Source organism: Amycolatopsis sp. La24, assembly GCF_029087445.1.
Classification (GTDB): Bacteria; Actinomycetota; Actinomycetes; order Mycobacteriales; family Pseudonocardiaceae; genus Amycolatopsis; species Amycolatopsis nivea.
Map to the genome: position 1 here is coordinate 81,323 of NZ_JARACH010000029.1, position 19,625 is coordinate 100,947.

Genomic DNA, 19,625 nt, shown 5'->3' on the forward strand with positions numbered 1-19,625 from the left:
CCGGCCACCATCAGCGGCATGGAACGAACCGCACACCAGGTGACGCTCGACCTCGTCCGCTCGTTGTATCGCGAACACACCGAAGCGTTGCGCGCCGCGAAGGACGCTCAGCGGGCGCACCGCAATGCGCATCCGGAGATGAAGATGCAACTGGACGACGTCGAGGCGGAGATCACCTACCTGCTCCTGCGGCACCTGCGCCCGGAGAAAGTCGTGGAGATCGGTTCGCTCCACGGGTGGTCGACGAGCTGGATCCTGCGCGCGCTCGCGGACAACGGCACCGGCAAGCTGACCACGATCGACCTCATCGGCAACGCCACCAAGACCGTTCCGCACGCGCTGGCGAAGGGCCGCTGGGAGTTCCGCCAGGGCGACGCGCGCACCCTCGCCGGCGCGGTGCTGTCCGATGTGGACTATCTCTTCATCGACGCCGACCACGGCGCGCGCTTCGCGAGGTGGTACCTCTCCGACGTCTTCCCGAAGATCGACGCCGCGGTGAGCGTGCACGACGTGTTCCACCGCGCCACCCCGCTGCCGTTCACCGAAGGCACCGAAGTGGTGCGCTGGCTGGAAAAAACGCAGACCCCGTACTTCACCGCGGCACGCGCCCGCGCGAAACACGCGTACGCTTGCCTCACCGAACTCAGGCGCGAACTCGGCGTCGACAGCGCCGTGCACACCGGGCGCGACAACCCGATGATCTACTTCCGCATCCACCGATCGGTGGATGCGCGGCGGACAGCCGGTGGACCGGAAGTCGCGCCGTTCCGCTGATCCGATCGGCCGCTCCGGCCGGGATTCTCGAAGGCAGCAACCGCTGCGATTCGAGAGGGGACTCCCAGGCAATGCCGGTCATCGAGGTGCGGAACCTCCATAAACGCTATCGCGAGAAGACCGCCGTGGAAGACGTTTCGTTCACCGTCGAACAGGGCGAGATCTTCGGGATCCTCGGCCCCAACGGCGCGGGCAAGACCACCACGGTGGAATGCGTCGAGGGCCTGCGCTTCCCCGACGGCGGCACCGTTTCGGTGCTCGGGCTCGACCCGCGGCGCGACGTCCGCGAACTGCGCCAGCGCCTCGGCGTCCAGTTGCAGGAAAGCCGGCTGCCCGACCGGCTGCGCGTCCGCGAGGTGCTCGACCTGTTCGCCGCGATGTACCGCACGCCGGCCGATCCGGCGCGGCTGATGGGCCTGCTCGGGCTCACCGAACAGCGGAACACCTTCTACCGCAAGCTTTCCGGCGGCCAGCAGCAGCGCGTGTCGATCGCGCTCGCGCTGGTCGGCAGCCCCGAGGTGGTGGTGCTCGACGAACTGACCACCGGTCTCGACCCGCAGGCCCGCCGCGACACCTGGGACCTCGTCGAAGCCGTCCGCGCGGAAGGCGTGACGGTCGTGCTCGTCACGCACTTCATGGAGGAGGCGGAACGGCTGTGCGACCGGATCGCGGTGATCGACGCCGGGCGCGTCGTCGCGACCGACAGCCCGGCGGGGCTGGTCGGCCGGGTCGGCGGGGAGCAGCGCATCCGGTTCCGCCCGTCCGCGCCGGTGGACCCGCAGGCGCTGACCGGGCTGCCGAGCGTGCGGAAGGTCGAGCGGAACGGCGCGCACCTCGTGGTGACCGGAGGCGACGGCGCACTGCAGGCGGTGACGTCGTTCCTCGCCCGCACCGGCGTCGTCGCGGGGGATCTGCGGGTGGAGCAGGCCAGCCTCGACGACGCGTTCGTCGCGCTGACCGGCCGGAAACTGGACTGAGGGGGACCTGGAAATGCTCTCGAAGCTGACCGTCGCCGAGGCGAAGATCTTCCTCCGCGACCCGGGCGCGCCCGCCGCGGTGCTCGGGATCCCGCTGGCGCTGCTGCTGGTGTTCGGGCTGATGCCGGGGTCGCGCGAGCCGAGCGCCCAGTACGGCGGCGAGTCGCCGCTGGCCACGGTGATCGCGCCGATGGCGGTGGCGCTCCTGCTCGGCATGCTCGCGGTGTACATGCTGCCGGCCGCGATGGCCTCGCACCGGGAGAAGGGGGTGCTGAAGCGGCTGGCCGCCAGCCCGATGCCGCCGTCGCGGCTGCTCGCCGCGCAACTGCTGGTGAACCTCGCCAGCGCCGTGGTCGCGATCGTGCTCGTCGTGGGGGTGGGCACGATCGCGCTCGGCATGGCCCTGCCGAAGAATCCGGGCGGCTTCCTCGCGGTCACGCTGCTCGGCGCGGTGTCGCTGTTCTCGATGGGCACGCTGCTCGCCGCGTTCGTCCCGAGCGCCCGCGCGGCGAACGGGATCGGCGCGGCGGTGTTCTTCCCGATGCTCGCGCTCGGCGGCGTCTGGGTGCCGAAGGAGCAACTGTCCCCGGTGCTGCAGCACATCGCTGACGTCCTGCCGCTCGGGGCGACGCTCGGCAGCCTCCGCGACACCGCCGCCGGACACGCACCGCACTTGCTGCCGATGGTGGCCCTCGCGGTGTTCGCCATCGTGTGCTCGACGCTCGCCGCCCGATTCTTCCGCTGGGAGTGAGCGCGATGACCACGACACAGGAAGAAGCCACGACAGCCCGCTCGGTCGCGCCGTTCGCCCGGATACCGGTGTTCGGCATCGCCGCCCTGATGGCGGTGCCGATGGCGCTCACCGCGAACAACTACGGCTACTTCGGCGACGAACTGTACTTCCTCGCCGCCGGACGGCATCTGGCCTGGGGCTACGTGGACCAGCCGCCGCTGCTGCCGCTGCTCGCCCGCGCGATGGACGCGATCGCGCCGGATTCGCTGTTCGTCCTGCGGCTCCCGGCGATGCTGGCGATGCTCGCCGGCGTCGTGTTCGCCGCGCTCATCGCCCGCGAACTCGGCGGGCGCACCCGCGCGCAGGCGATCACCGCCGCGACCTTCGCCGCCTGCACCCAGTTCGTCGCCAGCGGCCACTACCTGGCGACCTCGACGCTCGACCCGTTCCTCTGGACCGTCCTGCTCTGGCTGCTCGTCCGCTGGATCCGCACGCGGCGCGACGGCCTGCTGCTGTGGGCCGGGATCGTCACCGCGTTCGCGTTGTACGTGAAGTTCCTGATTGGCGGCTTCTGGATCGTCGCCGGGATCGCGTTGCTGATCTGCGGCCCGCGCGACCTGCTGCGCCGCCCGCTGCTGTGGGCCGGGGCGGCGATCGCCGCGCTGGCGCTGGTACCGACGCTCGTGTGGCAGGCCCAGCACGGCTGGCCGCAGCTGGGCATGGGCGCGGCGATCTCGCATGAGGTCGGCCAGTCCTGGGGCGGGCGGCTGACCTGGATCCCGCAGGTGCTGCTGCTCGCCGGCGTCCCGATCGGGCTCGTGCTGCTCGGCTACGGCCTGTGGCGGCTGCTGCGTTCGCCGCGGTTCCGCTCCTATCGTTTCCTCGCCTGGACGACGCTCGCGCTGGCGGTGGTGTTCATCGCGGTGAACGGCCGTTCGTACTACATCGCGGGTATGTTCGCGCCGTGCTGGGCGGTCGCGGCGGTGGAGCTCGAGAACGGGCAGGCGTCGCGGTGGTGGCGCTGGATCCCGACGTGGCCGGTCTTCGTGCTTTCCGCGCTGCTGATGCTGCCCGCCGCGCTGCCGGTCTGGCCGCACTCCTGGGTCGAGAAGAACCCGTCGCTGCCGACGCCCGCCTTCTCCTTCGGTGAGGTCGGCTGGCCGGAAGCCGCGCAGTCGGTCGCCAAGGCGTTCCGCGGCGTGCCCGACCCGGCACACACCGCGATCGTCGGCGAGACCTACTGGACGGCGAGCGCGCTCGACCGCTACGGCCCCGACCTGGGCCTGCCCGAGCCGACCAGCCCGAACCGCGGGTATGCGACATTGGCCGTCCCGCCCGATTCGGCGCGCGACGTCCTGTTCGTCGGGGCCGATCCCCGGCCGTTGCTCGGGCGCTTCGCCCACCTCGAGCCGGTCGGCACGGTCACGACCGGGACCGCGAAGCCGAGTGTGCTCGACGGCACCCCGATGTGGCTGGCCACGGCGCGGCTGCGGCCGTGGGCGGAAATCTGGCCCGAGCTGGCGAACACCGGGACTTGACCGGCGGACCCGCAGTGGGACGGCGGACGGCCTCGCCCGTAGGGTGCGGGCGAGGCCAGCCCCCCGATTCGCCGACAGGGAGCAGGATGGATGCCGTGACCACGGCCACCGCACCGAGCACGCCCGGCCGCGCGCTCGCCGGGTTCGCCCGGCGGCCGGTCTTCCTGCTCGCCGCGGGGACCGCCGCCGTACTCCTCGCCACCGCCGGCCGCTACGGCTACTTCGGCGACGAGCTGTACTTCCTCGCCGCGGGCAAGCACCTCGCGTGGGGCTACGCGGACCAGCCGCCCGTGCTGCCGTTCCTCGCCTGGCTGGCGAACACGGTCGCGCCGGGCTCGCTCGTCGTGTTCCGGATCCCGGCGATCCTGGCGACCGCCGCGGGCGTGGTGTTCACCGCGCTCATCGCCCGCGAAATGGGCGGCGAACGCAAGGCGCAGACCCGCGCCGCCGCGGCGTACGCGATCTGCGGGCAGTTCGTCGGCAGCGGCCACTACCTCGCGACGTCCACTGTGGACCCGCTGCTGTGGACGATCGTGCTGTGGCTGCTGGTGCGCTGGATCCGCACCCGCGACGACAACCTGCTGCTGTGGCTCGGCGTCGCGACGGCGGTCGGGCTGAACGTGAAGTTCCTGATCGGCGGGTTCTGGGCGGTCACCGCGATCACCGCGCTCGTGTTCGGGCCGCGGGACCTGTTGCGCCGCCCCAAACTGTGGGCCGGCGCGGCGATCGCCGCGGTCGCGTGCGTGCCGACCTTGCTGTGGCAAGCCGCGAACGGCTGGCCGCAGCTGGGCATGGGCGACGCGGTCTCGCGCGAGGTCGAGGAAGCGGGCGGCCGGGCGATGTTCGTGCCCGCGCTGCTCGCCGGAGCCGGTCTGGTCATCGGCGCGCTGGGCGTGCTGTACGGGCTGGCTGTGCTGCTCGGCAGCGCCCGGCTGCGCGCGTACCGGTTCCTCGGCTGGACCGCGCTCGGCGTCTTCGCGATCTTCCTGATCGGCAACGGCCGGTTCTATTACGCCGCGGGCACTTTCGGCATCCTGTGGGCAGCCGCCGCGGTGCACCTGCAGGACCGGCGGCCCGCGTTGTGGTGGCGCTGGGTTCCGACGTGGCCGCTGTTCGTCCTCTCCGCGCTCTACAGCCTGCCCTACGCGCTCCCGGTGTGGCCCGAGCAGTGGCTGGTCGAGCATCCGACCGCGCCGCGCCCGGCGTACGCGATGGAGGAATACGGCTGGCCGGACCTGGCCGCGTCCGTCGCCAAGCAGTACCGCGCGCTGCCGCCGGAGGAACGGACCCGGACCGCGCTCGTCACCGGCGGGTACTGGCAAGCCGGCGCGCTCGGCCGCTACGGGCCCGAGCAGGGCTTGCCCGAGGCATACAGCGCGAGCCGCGGATTCTGGTACTTCGGCCGCCCGAACGACAACGCCGACACCGTGCTGTTCGTCGGCCGCGAACCGGCGAAGCTGGCCGCGCACTTCCGGTCCGCGCGCGTCGTCGGCGAGGTCGACAACCGGCTCGGCGTCCCGAATTCCAGCCGGCACATGCCGATCTGGCTGCTCGAGGGCCGGATCGGCTCCTGGGCCGGGATCTGGCCGCAGCTGAAGGACCTCAAGGCGTGAGGCTCGAAGACCTCCGGGGGGTCAAACTCGACTGGCGGGGCTCGCTGACGCCTCCGGCGGTGGGGTGGAAAGAAAGGACGCCGGTGCGGTGGCACCGGTGGTTCAGCCAGGCCGAGACCGTGCTCGCGTGGCTCCTGCTGGCGGTCTCCGTCCTGCTCACCGTGCTGGGCAGCGACCGGACGAGCGACTACCGGACGGTCACCCTGCTGATCGCCGCCGGCGCCGCGGTCTGGCTGCTGCTGACGACCGTCGTGCTCAGCCCGAAGCTCCGCGATCACCCGGTGACCGCCGCGGTGGCGTTCGCCGGGGTCGTCACGTTCGGCGCGATCCTCGAAGCGCGCGAAACGTACTTCGTCATCTTCATGATCTACGCGTTCTTCGCCGCCATGCGGATGAAGCCGATGGTGCTGGCCGTGCTCGGCATCGGCGTCACGTCGCTGCTGATCAACACCATGACGCTCGGCGGGCCGATCCACGCGCTGTCGGACTCGCCGGGGATCTGGATCGCGCTGGTGACCGTGCAGACCGCGGCGATCAGCGGCGGCGGCGCGGTCTTCGCCGCCGTGGGCAGGCAGAACGCCGAACGCAAGCGGATGCTCGACCAGCTGGCTGCGGCCGAGGCGGAGAACCGCGGGCTGCAGCGGCAACTGCTCACGCAGGCGCGCGAAGCGGGCGTGCTCGACGAGCGGCAGCGGCTGAGCCAGGAAATCCACGACACGCTCGCACAGGGATTCACCGGGATCATCACCCAGCTCGAAGCCGCCGCCCAAGCCCGCGGCGACACGGCCGAATGGGAACGCCACCTCGCCGCGGCCACCCAGCTCGCCCGGGAAAACCTCACCGCGGCCCGGCGTTCGGTCGCCGCGCTGCGCCCGGAACCGCTCGAAACCGCGACGCTGCCCGAAGCGCTGGCCGAGGTCGCGCGGCTGTGGAGCGAACGCACCGGCGTGCCCGCGGAATTCTCGACCACCGGGACCGCCGTCCCGCTGCATCCGGAGCTGGAAGCCAGCCTGCTGCGGATCACCCAGGAAGCACTGTCCAATGTGGCCAAACACGCGCGGGCCAGCCGAGCCGGGATCACCCTGTCGTACATGGGCGACGAGGTGACTCTCGACGCGCGCGACGACGGCGTGGGCTTCGATCCCGCGCACCCGCCCGCGCCGCCCTCGGCGGAAGGCGGGCACGGCCTGCCCGGCATGCGGCGGCGCGCCGAACGCCTCGCCGGCACCCTGCACGTCGAGTCCGAACCGGGCGGCGGCACCGCGATCTCGGCGCGCCTGCCCGCGATCCCGGCTGCGACACTGGATCCGACCGAGGGGGCCTCATGACCATCACGCTGCTCATCGCCGACGACCACCCGATCGTCCGGGACGGGCTGCGCGGCATCTTCACCGGCGAGCGCGGCTTCGAGGTGCTGGGCGAGGCCGCGCACGGAGCCGAGGCGGTCACGCTCGCCGAGGCCCTTCGCCCGGACGTCGTGCTGATGGATCTGCGGATGCCCGGAACCGACGGCGTCGCCGCGATCACCGAACTCGCCCGCCTCGGCAACCCGGCGCGCGTGCTCGTGCTGACCACGTACGACACGGATTCCGACGTGCTGCCCGCGATCGAAGCGGGCGCGACCGGCTACCTGCTGAAGGATTCGCCGCGCGAGGAACTGTTCCGCGCCGTCCGCGCCGCCGCCCGCGGCGAGGCAGTCCTCTCCCCCGCGGTCGCGAGCCGGATCATGGGCCAGATGCGCGCACCGGCCCAGGAACCGTTGTCGCAGCGGGAAATCGAGGTGCTGAACCTCGTCGCGCGCGGGTCGACGAACAAGGAAGCGGCGAAGAAGCTGTTCATCAGCGAGGCGACGGTGAAGACGCACCTGCTGCACGCGTACGCGAAGCTCGGCGTGAAGGACCGGGCGGCCGCGGTGGCGGTGGCTTTCGAGCGCGGGTTGATCGGGTCCTAGCCCCACAGGTCGCTGCTGCGGGACGCCACCTGGGCCACCACCGCCGCCACGAACTCCTTGCCCGGCAACGGATCCAGCTTCCGGCCGTCCCGGAGCCGAGGCGCGATCAGCCCCTCCGCAGCCTCCCGCGGGCCGAGCACCGCCTGGTACGGCACCAGCCGCCGGTCACGGATCCGCGCGCCCAGGCTCCCCCGGTCCGCCGGAACGACCTCGGCGCGCAACCCGGAGTCCATCGCCTCCTCCGCGACCGCTTCGGCCGCCGCAAGTTCCGCGTCGCCAACCGGAAGCACCGCCACTTGCACCGGTGCCAGCCACGGCGGGAACGCGCCGCCGTGTTCCTCGATCAGTTGTGCCAGCACGCGTTCCAGGCTGCCGAGCACCGCGCGGTGCACCAGTACCGGCCGGTGCGCGCGGCCGTCCGGGCCGACGTATTCGAGCCCGAACTGCTCCGGCTGGTGCAGGTCGACCTGCACGGTGGACAGGGTCGATTCGCGGCCGGAACTGTCGGCGATCTGGATGTCGATCTTCGGGCCGTAGAACGCGGCCTCGCCCGGACCGCGTTCGTACTCGATGCCGTCGAGCGCGTCGACGAGCACCTCGGCCGCCTGCTCCCACGCCTCGGCCGCACCGGCGTACTTGCCGCGGTTGTCCGGCAAGGAAAGGCGATAGCGCGCGGGTTTCAAGCCAAGATCCCGGTACACGCGGCGAATCAGCGCGAGCGCATCCCGCACCTCCGCGCCGACCTGCTCGGGAAGGCAGAAAATGTGCGCGTCGTTCAACTGGATCGCCCGCACCCGGCTGAGCCCGCCGAGGACGCCGGACAGTTCGGCGCGATACATCCCGCCGAGTTCGGCCAGCCGCAGCGGCAGTTCGCGGTGGCTGCGGGCGCGGGAACGGTAGATCAGCGCGTGGTGCGGGCACAGGCTCGGCCGCAGCACTACCTGCTCGCCGCCGACATCCATCGGCGGGAACATGTCGTCGCGGTAATGCGCCCAGTGGCCGGAAAGCTCGTACAGCTCGCGTTTCCCCAGCACCGGCGACGCCACGTGCCGGTAGCCGGCCCGGCGTTCGATCTCGCGGACGTACTCCTCCAGCACGTGCCGCACGGCGGCGCCGTCGGGCAGCAGATACGGCAGTCCCGCCCCGATCAGCGGGTCGCTGCCGAACAGGCCGAGTTCGCGGCCGAGTTTGCGGTGGTCGGGCATGGCGGTCTCCTCACGGAAGGCGAGGCGAGCGCACGACGAAGCCCGGGGCGCTCGCCCCGGGCTCGAATGGCAGTGTTCAGCGCGCCGGGACGGGATCCGGCGTCGTCGTGGACTGGGCGCGCTTCATGCCGCGAACGGTAACCCGCACCCGGCGGATCCGCATCCGGTTTTCCGGCTCAGGGCTTCCAGCCGCTTTGCCCGGCCCACTTCTCCGCGCGCACGAACGCCTCGTTGACCCAGCCCTGCTTCTCTTCCGCGTACTGCTCGACCGTGCCGTCCGCGGAGTGCTTGCGCGCCAGTTCTTCCTTCACCTGGGCGTAGCTGTCGCGCTCGTCCGGGTGCGCGCGGATCCAGTCGCGGAACAGCAGCGCGAGCCGCCACGCCGGGGTTTCGGTGGACCGGACGTGCAGGTTGACCGGCCGCTTCGGGTCGGCGCTCTGGTGGAACCGCTTGAGCCACTTCCCGTCGCCGCCCTGCGGGTCGTCCCACCATTCGCCTTCGCGGCGCGGGAAACCGGCGTCGGCGAGCGCCTCGGCGAGCGCGTCCGCATCGTCCAAAGAGGACACCGTGAGCTGCAGGTCGAGGACGTCCTTGGCGGGCAGGCCCGGCACCGCGGTGGACCCGATGTGGTCCGCGCGCACCAGCCGCGAACCCGCGATCTGCCGCAGCCGCGCCAGCCGGCGTTCGGCCTGCAGCGGCCAGCTCGAGTCGTACGGCGAGATCACCGGCGAGGCGGGCGGACGCGGTTTGCGCAGCCGGAGGTTCGCCTCGAACGGCACCAGCCGGTCCGCCCACAACGCGTCCACTTCGGCGAGCACGACGTCCGGCGTGCCGCCGTTGTCGAGCCAGACGTCCGCGACGGCGCGCCGCTGTTCCTCCGCGGCCTGCGCCCGGATCCGCGCCCGCGCGTCGGCCTCGGGCATGCCGCGCACCTCGACCAGCCGGCGCACGCGCACCTCCACCGGCGCGTCGACCACCAGCACCAGGTGATACGCGGGCGCGAGGTCGTTCTCCACGAGCAGCGGCACGTCGTGCACCACCACCGCGTCGTCCGCCGCCGCGGCCATCAGCTCGCCGGTGCGCTGCCCGACCAGCGGATGCACGATCGAGTTCAGCCGCCTGCGCGATTCGTCGTCCGCGAACGCGCGCGCGGCGAGCGCGGGACGGTCCAGCGAACCGTCCTCGGCGAGGATTTCCCCGCCGAACGCCTCGGCCAGCGCGGCCAGCCCGGGCGTGCCCGGCTCGACGACTTCGCGCGCGATGCGGTCGGAGTCGATGACGACGGCCCCGTGTTCGGCCAGCCGGTTCGCCACTGTCGACTTCCCAGCACCGATCCCGCCCGTCAGGCCCACTCGCAGCATGGCCACACCCTACTGTGCCGATTGTCGGCCATCCGACCACCGCCACGGCCGGACGACTTCGCCGCACCGAGGCGTCGCTCCGCTCGCGGCCGGATGCGCAATGAGCCCCGCCGTCACCCGCTCAGGCGACACCGGATGCCCTGCACGTGCAATCGCACACGTACCCGCACACCCTCCGCGCAAACGCAAGCACTTTTTCGGGCGTAGCCGAACTGATGTGGGTGACACGCCGCGTGCTTGCGCTGTTTTCGCGGGTCGAGTGCGTACCGTGCGCGGCGGAAGGGTCGCCCACACGGAGGAACAATGGCGGAGAAGCACGTCGGGAAGCACCGGCTCGGCACCCCGGGTCTGGTGCACTGCGTCTCCTATCGCCAGGTCTCGGACGCACTAGCGGAGTACCGGCGCACGTGGTTCAGCGCGCTGCTCGTGCCCGCGAAGCACAGCCTGGCCGGCCTCCGCCGCCGCGCCCGCGAAGCCGCACTCGAACGTGCTTGGGTCCCCTCGGTTTCGCTGGAACGCGCCTGACCCGCCGCTCTCACGACAGGGTCCGCGAGGTACCGACGAAGGACGTCAACCTCGGCGCAATACGGCGAGTACGTGAGGGGAACCCTGAGGGACTCTGATTCCCTCAGGGTGGCCCTCACGGACGAACCTCGCTCACGCCACCCGCGTCAGCCTTGCGGACACGCTTCAGCTGCGCCCGCAAGGCTCTGCTTGAGTCCTCGGCGTTGGTGCTGAAGTCCGTGAAGGACTCCCCGCGGGACTCTGAATCCCTCAAGGAGCCCTTCACGGACCGGTCGGGGTCAGACCGCGTGGGTTTCGATCGCGATCTCGTGGCTCAGCGTGCGGTGCACCGGGCATTTGTCCGCGATCTCCAGCAGCCGCGCGCGCTGAGTGTCGTCGAGGTCGCCTTCCAGGGAGATTTCCCGGGTGATCCGGCTGATCAGCCCGACCTCGGTCTCGCAGCGTTCGCAGTCGCGGGCGTGCACGCGGTCGTGCCGGAGCCGGACGGTCGTGCGGGTCAGCGGGATCCCCTTGCGGTCGGCGTACATCCGCAGCGTCATCGAGGTGCAGGTGCCGAGCGCGGACAGCAGCAGGTCGTACGGCGTGGGACCGGCGTCCGCGCCGCCCACGCTCTCCGGTTCGTCGGCGAGGAATTCGTGGCCAGCGGTCGTGACGCGCTGTGCATAGCGGCCGCTCCCGGCATCGGTGACGACGACAATGCCGGGTTCCGGCTGGGTCATGGGGAGGGATTCCTTCTGCTCGGCACCGCCCGCCCGGTCCGGGCGGTCGCTTGTGGACGGTCCGGGAACGACGTTCCCAAGAAGCCGTGAATATCGTATCTTCTGCTTGCGAGAAGCGGACGCGCTTCCCGCGGAGCACGGGCAAAAGGGGGTGGGAGATGGCCACCCGGCATCTCTCGACACGGCCGGCGGAGCAGCACAACCGCGGCCGGTTCCTCGACGCGGCTTTGACCGTCCTCAGCGAACGAGGCGTCGCCGGATTGACCGTGCGCGCGGTGGCGGAACAGGCCGGGGCGTCCACGATCACGGTGTACACGCGCTTCGGCGGCCGCACCGGCCTGCTGGACGCCTTGTACGAACGGGCTTTCGACCTGCTGGGCGAGGAACTGCGCACCGTTCCGCAGGACGACGGGATCGCCGAGCTGGTCGAGGTCGCCCTCGCCTACCGCCGATTCGCCCTGGAGAGCCCGGCCCGCTACGGCCTGATGTTCGAGCGCTCGGTGCACGACTACGACCCCGACCCGGCGCTGCGGTCGGGAGTGCTGCGCACGAGTTTCGCCGAGTTCGTCGCGAAAATCGACCGGGTCTGCCCGCCGGACGTCGTCGCGCAGGAATGCGGCTACCTGCTCTGGACCTCGATGCACGGGCTGGTGAGCGTCGAGCTGACGATCCGCTCGCAAAGCCCGCTCGACGACTGGTTCCTCAGCTCGGACGAATCCGCGCACGAAACCATCTACCGCCGGGGGGTCCACGCGACGATCGACGGGCTCGGGCTGCGCAACTGACCCGCGCCCGGTGCGTCGAGCCTTGGAGAACGGCTCGGCGCGACGTCCGCGGCTGGATGTTCGAGCCTTCGGCGCACGACTACGCCCCGGCTCGCTGCGGTCGGGGTGTGCCGCGCACGAGGTTCGCCGCGAGAACCGACCGGTTCTGCCCGCGCGACTACTGGCTCTCAGGCCCGGCGAATCCGCACACGAACCACCTACCGCCCGGGCGCCCACGCGACGCTCGACGGGCTCGGGCTTGCGCAACTGACCCGCGCCCGGTGCGCCGAGCCACGGAGAACAGCTCCGCCCGACGTCCGCGGCCCGGTGTTCGAGCCTTCGATGCACGACTACGCCCGCGGGCCCGCGCTGCGGTCGGGATGTGCCGCGCACGAGATTCGCCGATTTCGCCGCAAGGCCCGACGCCGCCCCGCAGCACTGCGGCCAGCCCCAAGACCCAGAAAAACAGTTCGGCCCCGGTCCACCAGGACCGGGGCCGAACTTGTCAGAGACTCAGCGAGTCAGTCGCTCACGCGCCGCCCGACAGCTTCTCGCGCAGGGCCGCGAGCTGCTCGTCGCTGGCGAGCGTGCCGCCGCTCTTCGCCTCGACCGGGGCGGACGAGGTGTAGCTCTGGTCGCCGCCCTCGATGCCGGTGGCGGCGTCGGCAGCGGCTTCGGCGTCGGCCTCGGCGGCCTTCTTGACCTGGGCCATGTGCGCCTCGTAGCGCGTGTGGGCCTCGGCGTACTGCCGCTCCCACTCCTCGCGCTGCTTGTCGAAGCCTTCCTGCCACTCCTGCGTGTCCGGGTCGAAGCCTTCGGGGTAGATGTAGTTGCCCTCGGCGTCGTACTCGGCGGCCATGCCGTACTGGGTGGGGTCGAACTCGGTCTCCGGCGTGACGCCCTCGTTCGCCTGCTTCAGCGACAGCGAGATGCGGCGGCGCTCGAGGTCGATGTCGATGACCTTGACCATGACGTCGCCGTTGACCTGGACGACCTGCTCCGGGATCTCCACGTGGCGCTCGGCCAGCTCGGAGATGTGCACCAGGCCCTCGATGCCCTCTTCGACGCGCACGAACGCACCGAACGGAACCAGCTTGGTGACCTTGCCCGGCACGATCTGGCCGATCGCGTGGGTGCGGGCGAACTGGCGCCACGGGTCTTCCTGGGTCGCCTTCAGCGACAGCGAGACGCGCTCGCGGTCCATGTCGACGTCCAGGACCTCGACCGTGACCTCCTGGCCGACCTCGACGACCTCGGACGGGTGGTCGATGTGCTTCCAGGACAGCTCGGAGACGTGCACCAGGCCGTCGACGCCGCCCAGGTCCACGAAGGCGCCGAAGTTGACGATGGAGGACACGACGCCCTTGCGGACCTGGCCCTTGGCGAGCGCGTTGAGGAACTCGCTGCGCACCTCGGACTGGGTCTGCTCGAGGTAGGCGCGGCGGGACAGGACCACGTTGTTGCGGTTCTTGTCCAGCTCGATGATCTTCGCCTCGAGCTCGCGGCCCACGTAGGGCTGCAGGTCGCGCACCCGGCGCATCTCGACCAGCGACGCGGGCAGGAAGCCGCGCAGGCCGATGTCCAGGATGAGGCCGCCCTTGACGACCTCGATGACGGTGCCCTTGACGGGCTCGTCCTTCTCCTTGAGCTCCTCGATCGTGCCCCAGGCGCGCTCGTACTGCGCGCGCTTCTTGGACAGGATCAGACGGCCTTCCTTGTCCTCCTTCTGGAGAACGAGGGCTTCGACCTCATCGCCGACGGCGACAACCTCGGCCGGGTCGACATCGTGCTTGATGGACAGCTCGCGCGAGGGGATGACGCCCTCGGTCTTGTACCCGATGTCGAGCAGGACCTCGTCGCGGTCGACCTTGACGATGGTGCCCTCGACGATGTCCCCATCGTTGAAGTACTTGATCGTCTTGTCGATAGCCGCGAGGAAGTCTTCCTCCGACCCGATGTCGTTGATGGCGACCTGCGGGGCCCCGGTCGGGGCGGTCGGGGCGGTGGCGGTGTCGGTGGTCATTAGGCGGGTTGCTCCGGTGGATGGGTGTCGTAGGTGGATGTGAAGTTGGCTACCGGCAGTGCACGCGGCGGGCTCGCAACCGGCATGCGACGACCCTGCTCAAACGTCCGGCGACCAAACGTTCCACCAGTGAACGACCGCGGCATGACCCGCTGACGATGCGCGGCCCCGGTGGGTAGTCACCCAGGCAGCGCGAACCCCACTGCGCTAACACGTATCGTACGCGGGCCTGTCCGGGGGACACAATCAGGGTCGCCCTCGGCTCCCGGTACCTTCCTCGCAACGTTTCCGCCGGTCCGGGCATTCCCCGCGCCCAGCCGGCCGCACCCGGGAGAGGAGACCGGCATGCCCGAGCCCGCCGCGGCCCCGGCGGACCGCCACGCGAGCGCCGAGGAACGGCTCGGCACGGTCGGCGTCGCCCATCGCGAAGTCTCCGGGAACGAGGCGGAAGCGGCGAATCTGGCCTGGTGGGACGCGGATGCCGACGACTACCAGGCTACCCACGGCGGATTCCTCGGCGACGCCGATTTCGTCTGGTGCCCGGAGGGCGTGCGGGAGGACGACGCGCGGCTGCTCGGCGACGTGCGCGGCAAGCGGGTGCTCGAGGTCGGCTGCGGACAGGCCGCGTGCTCGCGCTGGCTCGCCGCCGCCGGAGCCGAACCGGTCGCCACCGATCTGTCCGGCGGCATGCTCCGGCACGCCCGCGAAGGGAACGCCCGCACCGGCGCGGCGGTCCCCCTCGTGCAGGCGAACGCCGAGCGGCTTCCGTTCGCGGCGGCGAGTTTCGACATCGCGTGCTCCGCGTTCGGCGCGCTCCCCTTCGTGCCGTCGCTGGAGACCGTGTTCGGCGAAGTGCGCCGGGTGCTGCGCCCCGGCGCGCCGTGGGTGTTCTCGGTGACCCACCCGATGCGGTGGATCTTCCCGGACGATCCCGGCCCGCAGGGGCTCACCGCGACCCAGCCGTACTTCGACCGCACGCCGTACGTCGAGGTCGACGACGACGGCACCGCGACGTACGTCGAATACCACCGCACGCTCGGCGACTACGTGCGCGCGCTCGCCGCGTCGGGCTTCGCGCTGGAGGACCTCGTCGAGCCGGAATGGCCGGCGGGCCACACGCGCACCTGGGGCCAGTGGAGCCCGCTGCGCGGCAGGCTCTTCCCCGGCACCGCGATCTTCCGCACGCGCCGCGACTGACCGGCTACGCTGCGGCGGTGAGCTCCGCAGGCCGATTCGCCGAACTCGACCCGCTCCTGCCGCCGCCCGTCCCGCTCGCGGGCGGCGAGCGGCTGCGCGCGGTGACGGCGTCCGGCACGCGGGTTTCCGCGATGCTCCAGCGCTACCGGCACGGTCCGGGCGACGCTCCCCTGCTCTGGTCGGCGGCCGAGGTGTGGCAGCTGTTCCCGGATCCGGAAACCGCGGGCACCGAAGCGTTCGACGCGCTGCTCGGCGCGCTTCGGTCCCAAGTGGACACTGAAGCGCCGGGCGCCGATTCGGCGTGCGTGGTCAACTGGCCGAGCCGCGACGCCGAAGCGATCCGGGCTTTTCTCGACCACGGACTGGTTCCGCTGGCCGCACTGGCGGTTCGCCCCGCCGTCGCACCGGAAGAAACCGCCGCGGACGCGTCGATCCGCCTCGCCGGACCCGACGACTACCCGGCGGCGCTGGCGCTGTGCACCGCGACCTTCGACTACACCGGCCTTGTCGCGCACCGGAAACGCGAGCAGACCGCGGAGCTGCTCGGCCCGGCGCTGCGCCGCGCGCTCGGCGAGAAGGCGACCTGGCTCGCCGAGGCCGACGGCGAAGTGGCGGCGCTCGCGCAATGCGACTGGGTGGAATCCGCGCCCGGGAACGAGGCCGCCGAACTGCTGCCGACCGGGCGCTGGGGGTACGTGAACAACGTCGTCACCGCCCCGGGCAGCCGCGGCCGCGGGATCGGCCGCGCGCTGATGGCCCGCGCGCACCGCGAGCTGCTGAACCAGGGCGCGACCGGCACCTACCTCTATTACAACCCGACCAATCCCCTGTCGTCGGTGTTCTGGCACCGGCAGGGCTACCGGCCGCTGTGGACGTCCTGGGAGGCACACCCAGCGTGGGCCTTGCGCTGAGCCCGCCGCTCTTTGGTGTGACGTCCGGCGAGCCGCCTTGCCGACCTCGCCAGGTCAGGTCTAACTTTTGAACTGACTAGTCAGTTCAAAATCCGTGGAGTGTGTCCTGTGCAGGTCCGTGCCGACCGGGTGTCCCTGAAGGGTCCCCACGGCCCCTTGTTGCCGCCTACCTCGCTCACCGTCGAGGAGGGCTGCCTCACCGTCGTGCACGGCGAACCGGGCGTCGGCATCACCGCGCTGGCGCTCGCGCTGGCCGGGCGGTTGAAGCCGACCACCGGGACCGTGACCGCCGAACCCGAGGGCGACCTGCGGCGGCTCGTAGCCGTCGTGGACTCGCCGGGAGTCAGCGAGCCGGACGAGGCCTTGTCGCTGCGCATCGTCGCCGGCGAAGAACTGGCGCTCGCACACCGTCCTTCCAGCAAGGATGCTGTCACAGCTTGGCTCTCCCAGCACGACGCGGCTCCGTACGCCGACAGCCGGTTCGAGAATCTCGAGCCCGCGCTGCGCATCCGGCTGCTCGCCGCGCTGGCCGCCGAACGCGACGGCGTGCGCGTGCTCGTCCTCGACGCGCCCGACCGGCACACCAGCAACGTCGAGACCTGGGCCGCGGTCGCGAAGGAGCACGCCGCCCGCGGGTTCGCGGTGGCCGTGCTGGCCGCGACGACGCCCGAGTCGGCGCTCCCCTTCCCGCCCGCCAAGGTCGGCGAGGTCGAGCAGCCGGACCCGGTCCGGCTTTACGCCCCGCCGGAACCCGCCGAGGCCGAGCAGACCCAGCAACTCACGGACACCGCCGAACTGACCGCCGAAACCGAGAACTCCGAGGGAGACCGGGCATGACCACCCCCCACAAGCGGGCCGGCGGACTGAACGCGTTCCGGATCGCGCGCAACGAGCTGCGCAGACTGTCCACCGGGACGCTGCCGAAGCTCGCCATGTTCGCGCTCGTGATGGTGCCGCTGCTGTACGCGTCGTTCTACCTCTACGCGAACTACGACCCCTACGGCCGCCTCGACAAGCTGCCCGCCGCGGTGTTCACCGAGGACGCCGGCGCGAAGGACTCCGGCGGGGCCGAGCGCAACGTCGGCCGCGAGGTGACCGACGAACTGGTGAAGTCCGGCACCTTCCAGTGGCATCAAGTGTCCGAAAAGGACGCCCGGGACGGCGTGCGCGACGACAAGTACTCGTTCGCCATCGGCATCCCGCACGACTTCTCGAAGGCGCTGCTGTCGTCCGGGAATTTCGAGCCGCAGCAGGCGACCATCACGCTCACCACCAACGACGCCAACAACTACCTGTCCGGCACCATCGCGAAACAGGTGGCCGACCAGGTCCGCAAGACGATCGCGGAGAAGGTCGGCAGCGAGGCGGCGGACAAGTTCCTCGTCGGCTTCTCCACCATCTACGGCAAGATCTCCGAAGCGACCGACGGGGCCAAGCAGCTGGCCGACGGCGCGGCGAAACTCCAGACCGGGCAACATCAACTGTCCGACGGCGCGGGCCAGCTCGCCACCGGGTCGAGCAGTCTCGCGACCGGGCTGGGCACGCTCAAATCGAGCACCGCGCAGCTGCCGAGCCAGACGCAGAAGCTCGCCGACGGGGCGGGCCAGGTGGCCGACGGCAACCAGAAGGTGGCGAACGCGGGCTCGCTGGCCGCGTCCGCCTCGTCCGACGTGATGGGCCGGATCGACAGCTACCGCAGCCAGCTGGCCGCGAAGCTGCAGGAATCCGGGATGTCGGAAGATCTCAAGAACGCGATCCTGGCCGACTACGACAAGCTGCGCACGGACGCGAACCAGGCGAACGGGAAGATCCAGTCCGCCAACGGCGACCTGCAGAAGCTCTCCAGCGGCGCCCGGCAGGTGTCCGACGGGGCGCACCAGCTCGCGTCGGCCTCGCCGCAGCTGGCCAACGGGATCGCGCAGGCGTCCGACGGCGCGAACCAGCTGCGCGACGGCGCGGCGAAGCTCAACGACGGCGAGAAGACCGCCGTCACCGGCACCGACCAGCTCGCCGACGGTTCGGCGAAGCTGCGCGACGGGCTCGCCGCCGGGCTGAAGCAGATCCCGAACCCGGACGACCCGACCCGGACCGCCACCGCGAACACGATCGCCGACCCGGTCGCGGTCACGTCGAACGGCGTCGCGTCCGCGGGCACCTACGGCGCCGGGCTCGCGCCGTTCTTCATCTCGCTGGCCACCTGGATCGGCGCGTTCGTGCTGTTCCTGCTGATCCGCCCGTTGTCGACGCGCGCGCTCACGGCCGGCGCGTCACCGCTGCGAGTGGCGCTCGGCGGCTGGCTGTCCTCGGCCGTGCTGGGGCTGGGGCAGGTGATCGTGCTGTTCGCCGCGGTGACCTGGCTGGTCGGCATCCACGTGGCGCATCCGCTGGGCGCGATCGGCTTCGCCTGTCTGGTGTCGCTGGCCTTCACGTCGATCGTGCACGCGCTGAATGCGCTCTTCGGCGCGGTCGGCAAGTTCCTCGGGCTCGTGCTGCTGGTGCTGCAGCTGGTGAGCGCGGGCGGCACGTTCCCGTGGCAGACCATTCCGGACGCGCTCTATCCGCTGCACATCGTGCTGCCCATGGGCTATGCCATCGACGGGTTCCGGCACTTGCTGTATTCCGGCGCGTCGCTGCAGATCCTCGGTGACGTAGGGGTGCTGGTCGCGTACCTCGTCGGCGGGATCCTGCTGTCCACCCTCGCGGCGCGCAAACACCGGGTGTGGTCGGTCTCGGCGCTCAAGCCCGAGCTGAGCCTGTGAGGGAAACGACCAAACGGAAGCTCTTCGAGGCCACCTTGCGGCTGTCGGCCAGTCGCGGGCTGGTCGGGCTGACTGTGGACGACATCGCGGCGGAGGCCGGGGTCGCCAAGGGGACCGTTTACTACAACTTCGGGTCCAAGGACGGGCTCGTCGACTCGCTGCTGCGGTTCGGCGTGGATCTGCTCGCCGGGCGGTTGCGGGCTGCCGGGTCGGACGACGATCCGTTGGCGGTGATCGAGGCTCAGGTGGATACGACGCTGGAGTTCATCGCGGAGTATCCGGGGTTTTCGCAGATCGTGGTCAGCGAGTTGTGGCATACGCCGGGGCGGTGGCACGACACGTTGGCGTTGCTGCGGGAAGAGCTGATCGCTGTCGTGAAGGCGCAGCTGGAGCGCTTGGACGCGGCTGGGCGGTTGCCGGAGGGGCTGGACATCGCGACGGCCGCGGCTGGGTTGTTCGGGACGATGCTCGTGGTGGCGTTGGATTGGCAGGTTTTTCATCCGGCGCGCGATCGGGCGGATGTGCTGGGGTCGGTGATGTTGCTGATTCGCGGGGTCAAGAGGTGAAGCTCGGGG

18 protein-coding genes are annotated in these 19,625 nt (G+C 71.0%); 14 read left to right on the forward strand and 4 right to left on the reverse strand.

The features are described 5' to 3' along the window. Positions 1 to 18: 18 nt before the first annotated feature. From PUT80_RS25795 to PUT80_RS25825, 7 genes are all read left to right on the forward strand, one after another. Positions 19 to 774: a class I SAM-dependent methyltransferase gene (locus tag PUT80_RS25795; protein ID WP_275293759.1), complete on the forward strand. Its 756-nt coding sequence runs from the start codon at positions 19 to 21 to the stop codon at positions 772 to 774. A gap of 71 nt (positions 775 to 845) precedes the next feature. Beyond that, positions 846 to 1,751: an ABC transporter ATP-binding protein gene (locus PUT80_RS25800; protein WP_275293760.1), complete on the forward strand. Its 906-nt coding sequence runs from the start codon at positions 846 to 848 to the stop codon at positions 1,749 to 1,751. Between the two features lie 13 nt (positions 1,752 to 1,764). After that, on the forward strand, positions 1,765 to 2,502 hold the full coding sequence (locus PUT80_RS25805; RefSeq protein ID WP_275293761.1) for an ABC transporter permease: 738 nt from the start codon (positions 1,765 to 1,767) through the stop codon (positions 2,500 to 2,502). Positions 2,503 to 2,507: 5 nt separating this feature from the next. Continuing rightward, the gene (locus tag PUT80_RS25810; RefSeq protein WP_275293762.1) at positions 2,508 to 4,022 is read left to right on the forward strand and encodes a glycosyltransferase family 39 protein; all 1,515 of its coding nucleotides are present in this window, start codon (positions 2,508 to 2,510) and stop codon (positions 4,020 to 4,022) included. Positions 4,023 to 4,108: 86 nt separating this feature from the next. Next, the gene (locus PUT80_RS25815) at positions 4,109 to 5,635 is read left to right on the forward strand and encodes a glycosyltransferase family 39 protein (RefSeq protein ID WP_134729112.1); all 1,527 of its coding nucleotides are present in this window, start codon (positions 4,109 to 4,111) and stop codon (positions 5,633 to 5,635) included. An 83-nt stretch (positions 5,636 to 5,718) separates the two neighbouring features. Further along, on the forward strand, positions 5,719 to 6,963 hold the full coding sequence (locus tag PUT80_RS25820) for a sensor histidine kinase (protein ID WP_275293763.1): 1,245 nt from the start codon (positions 5,719 to 5,721) through the stop codon (positions 6,961 to 6,963). Continuing rightward, the gene (locus PUT80_RS25825; RefSeq protein ID WP_037818105.1) at positions 6,960 to 7,586 is read left to right on the forward strand and encodes a response regulator transcription factor; all 627 of its coding nucleotides are present in this window, start codon (positions 6,960 to 6,962) and stop codon (positions 7,584 to 7,586) included. The genes PUT80_RS25820 and PUT80_RS25825 overlap by 4 nt, the downstream gene beginning before the upstream one ends. Here the strand turns inward: PUT80_RS25825 and thrS are convergent. Continuing rightward, positions 7,583 to 8,887, reverse strand: a complete 1,305-nt coding sequence (gene thrS / locus PUT80_RS25830) for a threonine--tRNA ligase (protein ID WP_275293775.1) — start codon at positions 8,885 to 8,887, stop codon at positions 7,583 to 7,585. The genes PUT80_RS25825 and thrS overlap by 4 nt on opposite strands. A gap of 80 nt (positions 8,888 to 8,967) precedes the next feature. After that, positions 8,968 to 10,152, reverse strand: a complete 1,185-nt coding sequence (gene coaE / locus PUT80_RS25835) for a dephospho-CoA kinase (protein ID WP_037818103.1) — start codon at positions 10,150 to 10,152, stop codon at positions 8,968 to 8,970. Positions 10,153 to 10,455: 303 nt separating this feature from the next. On the opposite strand from coaE, the gene PUT80_RS25840 reads away from it, so the two are divergent. Then, positions 10,456 to 10,677 (forward strand): hypothetical protein, encoded by a 222-nt coding sequence (locus tag PUT80_RS25840; RefSeq protein ID WP_037818102.1) that lies wholly within the window; start codon positions 10,456 to 10,458, stop codon positions 10,675 to 10,677. 278 nt (positions 10,678 to 10,955) lie between these two features. On the opposite strand, the gene PUT80_RS25845 is transcribed toward PUT80_RS25840, so the two are convergent. Beyond that, positions 10,956 to 11,396 carry an OsmC family protein gene (locus PUT80_RS25845; protein WP_037818100.1) on the reverse strand — a complete coding sequence of 147 codons (441 nt, stop codon included), beginning with the start codon at positions 11,394 to 11,396 and terminating at the stop codon, positions 10,956 to 10,958. Between the two features lie 158 nt (positions 11,397 to 11,554). Between PUT80_RS25845 and PUT80_RS25850 the strand changes: the two genes are divergently transcribed. Then, entirely contained in the window at positions 11,555 to 12,181 is a 627-nt protein-coding gene (locus tag PUT80_RS25850) for a TetR/AcrR family transcriptional regulator (protein ID WP_037818099.1), read from the forward strand. 508 nt (positions 12,182 to 12,689) lie between these two features. On the opposite strand, the gene rpsA is transcribed toward PUT80_RS25850, so the two are convergent. Next, positions 12,690 to 14,183 (reverse strand): 30S ribosomal protein S1, encoded by a 1,494-nt coding sequence (rpsA, locus tag PUT80_RS25855; RefSeq protein WP_037818097.1) that lies wholly within the window; start codon positions 14,181 to 14,183, stop codon positions 12,690 to 12,692. 345 nt (positions 14,184 to 14,528) lie between these two features. Between rpsA and PUT80_RS25860 the strand changes: the two genes are divergently transcribed. The 5 genes from PUT80_RS25860 to PUT80_RS25880 all read left to right on the forward strand — a co-directional run bounded on the left by PUT80_RS25860 (position 14,529) and on the right by PUT80_RS25880 (position 19,616). Next, positions 14,529 to 15,380, forward strand: coding sequence for a class I SAM-dependent methyltransferase (locus PUT80_RS25860; RefSeq protein WP_275293764.1), 852 nt, complete (start codon positions 14,529 to 14,531; stop codon positions 15,378 to 15,380). Positions 15,381 to 15,397: 17 nt separating this feature from the next. Next, a complete protein-coding gene (locus tag PUT80_RS25865) occupies positions 15,398 to 16,291 on the forward strand; it encodes a GNAT family N-acetyltransferase (RefSeq protein WP_275293765.1) in 894 nt (297 codons plus the stop codon). Positions 16,292 to 16,399: 108 nt separating this feature from the next. Further along, complete coding sequence (locus PUT80_RS25870; protein ID WP_275293776.1) at positions 16,400 to 17,128, forward strand: ABC transporter ATP-binding protein; 729 nt, start codon at positions 16,400 to 16,402, stop codon at positions 17,126 to 17,128. Positions 17,129 to 17,154: 26 nt separating this feature from the next. Then, positions 17,155 to 19,050, forward strand: a complete 1,896-nt coding sequence (locus PUT80_RS25875; RefSeq protein ID WP_275293777.1) for a YhgE/Pip domain-containing protein — start codon at positions 17,155 to 17,157, stop codon at positions 19,048 to 19,050. Next, a complete protein-coding gene (locus PUT80_RS25880; protein ID WP_037818094.1) occupies positions 19,047 to 19,616 on the forward strand; it encodes a TetR/AcrR family transcriptional regulator in 570 nt (189 codons plus the stop codon). Before PUT80_RS25875 ends, PUT80_RS25880 begins: the two co-directional genes overlap by 4 nt. Positions 19,617 to 19,625: the final 9 nt, after the last annotated feature.

Excerpts from the sequence above, each read along its gene's own strand:
- PUT80_RS25795 (WP_275293759.1), top strand. The coding sequence starts at position 19 with ATGGAACGAACCGCACACCAGGTGACGCTCGACCTCGTCCGCTCGTTG.
- PUT80_RS25800 (WP_275293760.1), top strand. The coding sequence starts at position 846 with ATGCCGGTCATCGAGGTGCGGAACCTCCATAAACGCTATCGCGAGAAG.
- PUT80_RS25805 (WP_275293761.1), top strand. The coding sequence starts at position 1,765 with ATGCTCTCGAAGCTGACCGTCGCCGAGGCGAAGATCTTCCTCCGCGAC.
- PUT80_RS25810 (WP_275293762.1), top strand. The coding sequence starts at position 2,508 with ATGACCACGACACAGGAAGAAGCCACGACAGCCCGCTCGGTCGCGCCG.
- PUT80_RS25815 (WP_134729112.1), top strand. The coding sequence starts at position 4,109 with ATGGATGCCGTGACCACGGCCACCGCACCGAGCACGCCCGGCCGCGCG.
- PUT80_RS25825 (WP_037818105.1), top strand. The coding sequence starts at position 6,960 with ATGACCATCACGCTGCTCATCGCCGACGACCACCCGATCGTCCGGGAC.
- coaE (WP_037818103.1), bottom strand. The coding sequence starts at position 10,152 with ATGCTGCGAGTGGGCCTGACGGGCGGGATCGGTGCTGGGAAGTCGACA.
- PUT80_RS25840 (WP_037818102.1), top strand. The coding sequence starts at position 10,456 with ATGGCGGAGAAGCACGTCGGGAAGCACCGGCTCGGCACCCCGGGTCTG.
- PUT80_RS25845 (WP_037818100.1), bottom strand. The coding sequence starts at position 11,396 with ATGACCCAGCCGGAACCCGGCATTGTCGTCGTCACCGATGCCGGGAGC.
- PUT80_RS25850 (WP_037818099.1), top strand. The coding sequence starts at position 11,555 with ATGGCCACCCGGCATCTCTCGACACGGCCGGCGGAGCAGCACAACCGC.
- rpsA (WP_037818097.1), bottom strand. The coding sequence starts at position 14,183 with ATGACCACCGACACCGCCACCGCCCCGACCGCCCCGACCGGGGCCCCG.
- PUT80_RS25860 (WP_275293764.1), top strand. The coding sequence starts at position 14,529 with ATGCCCGAGCCCGCCGCGGCCCCGGCGGACCGCCACGCGAGCGCCGAG.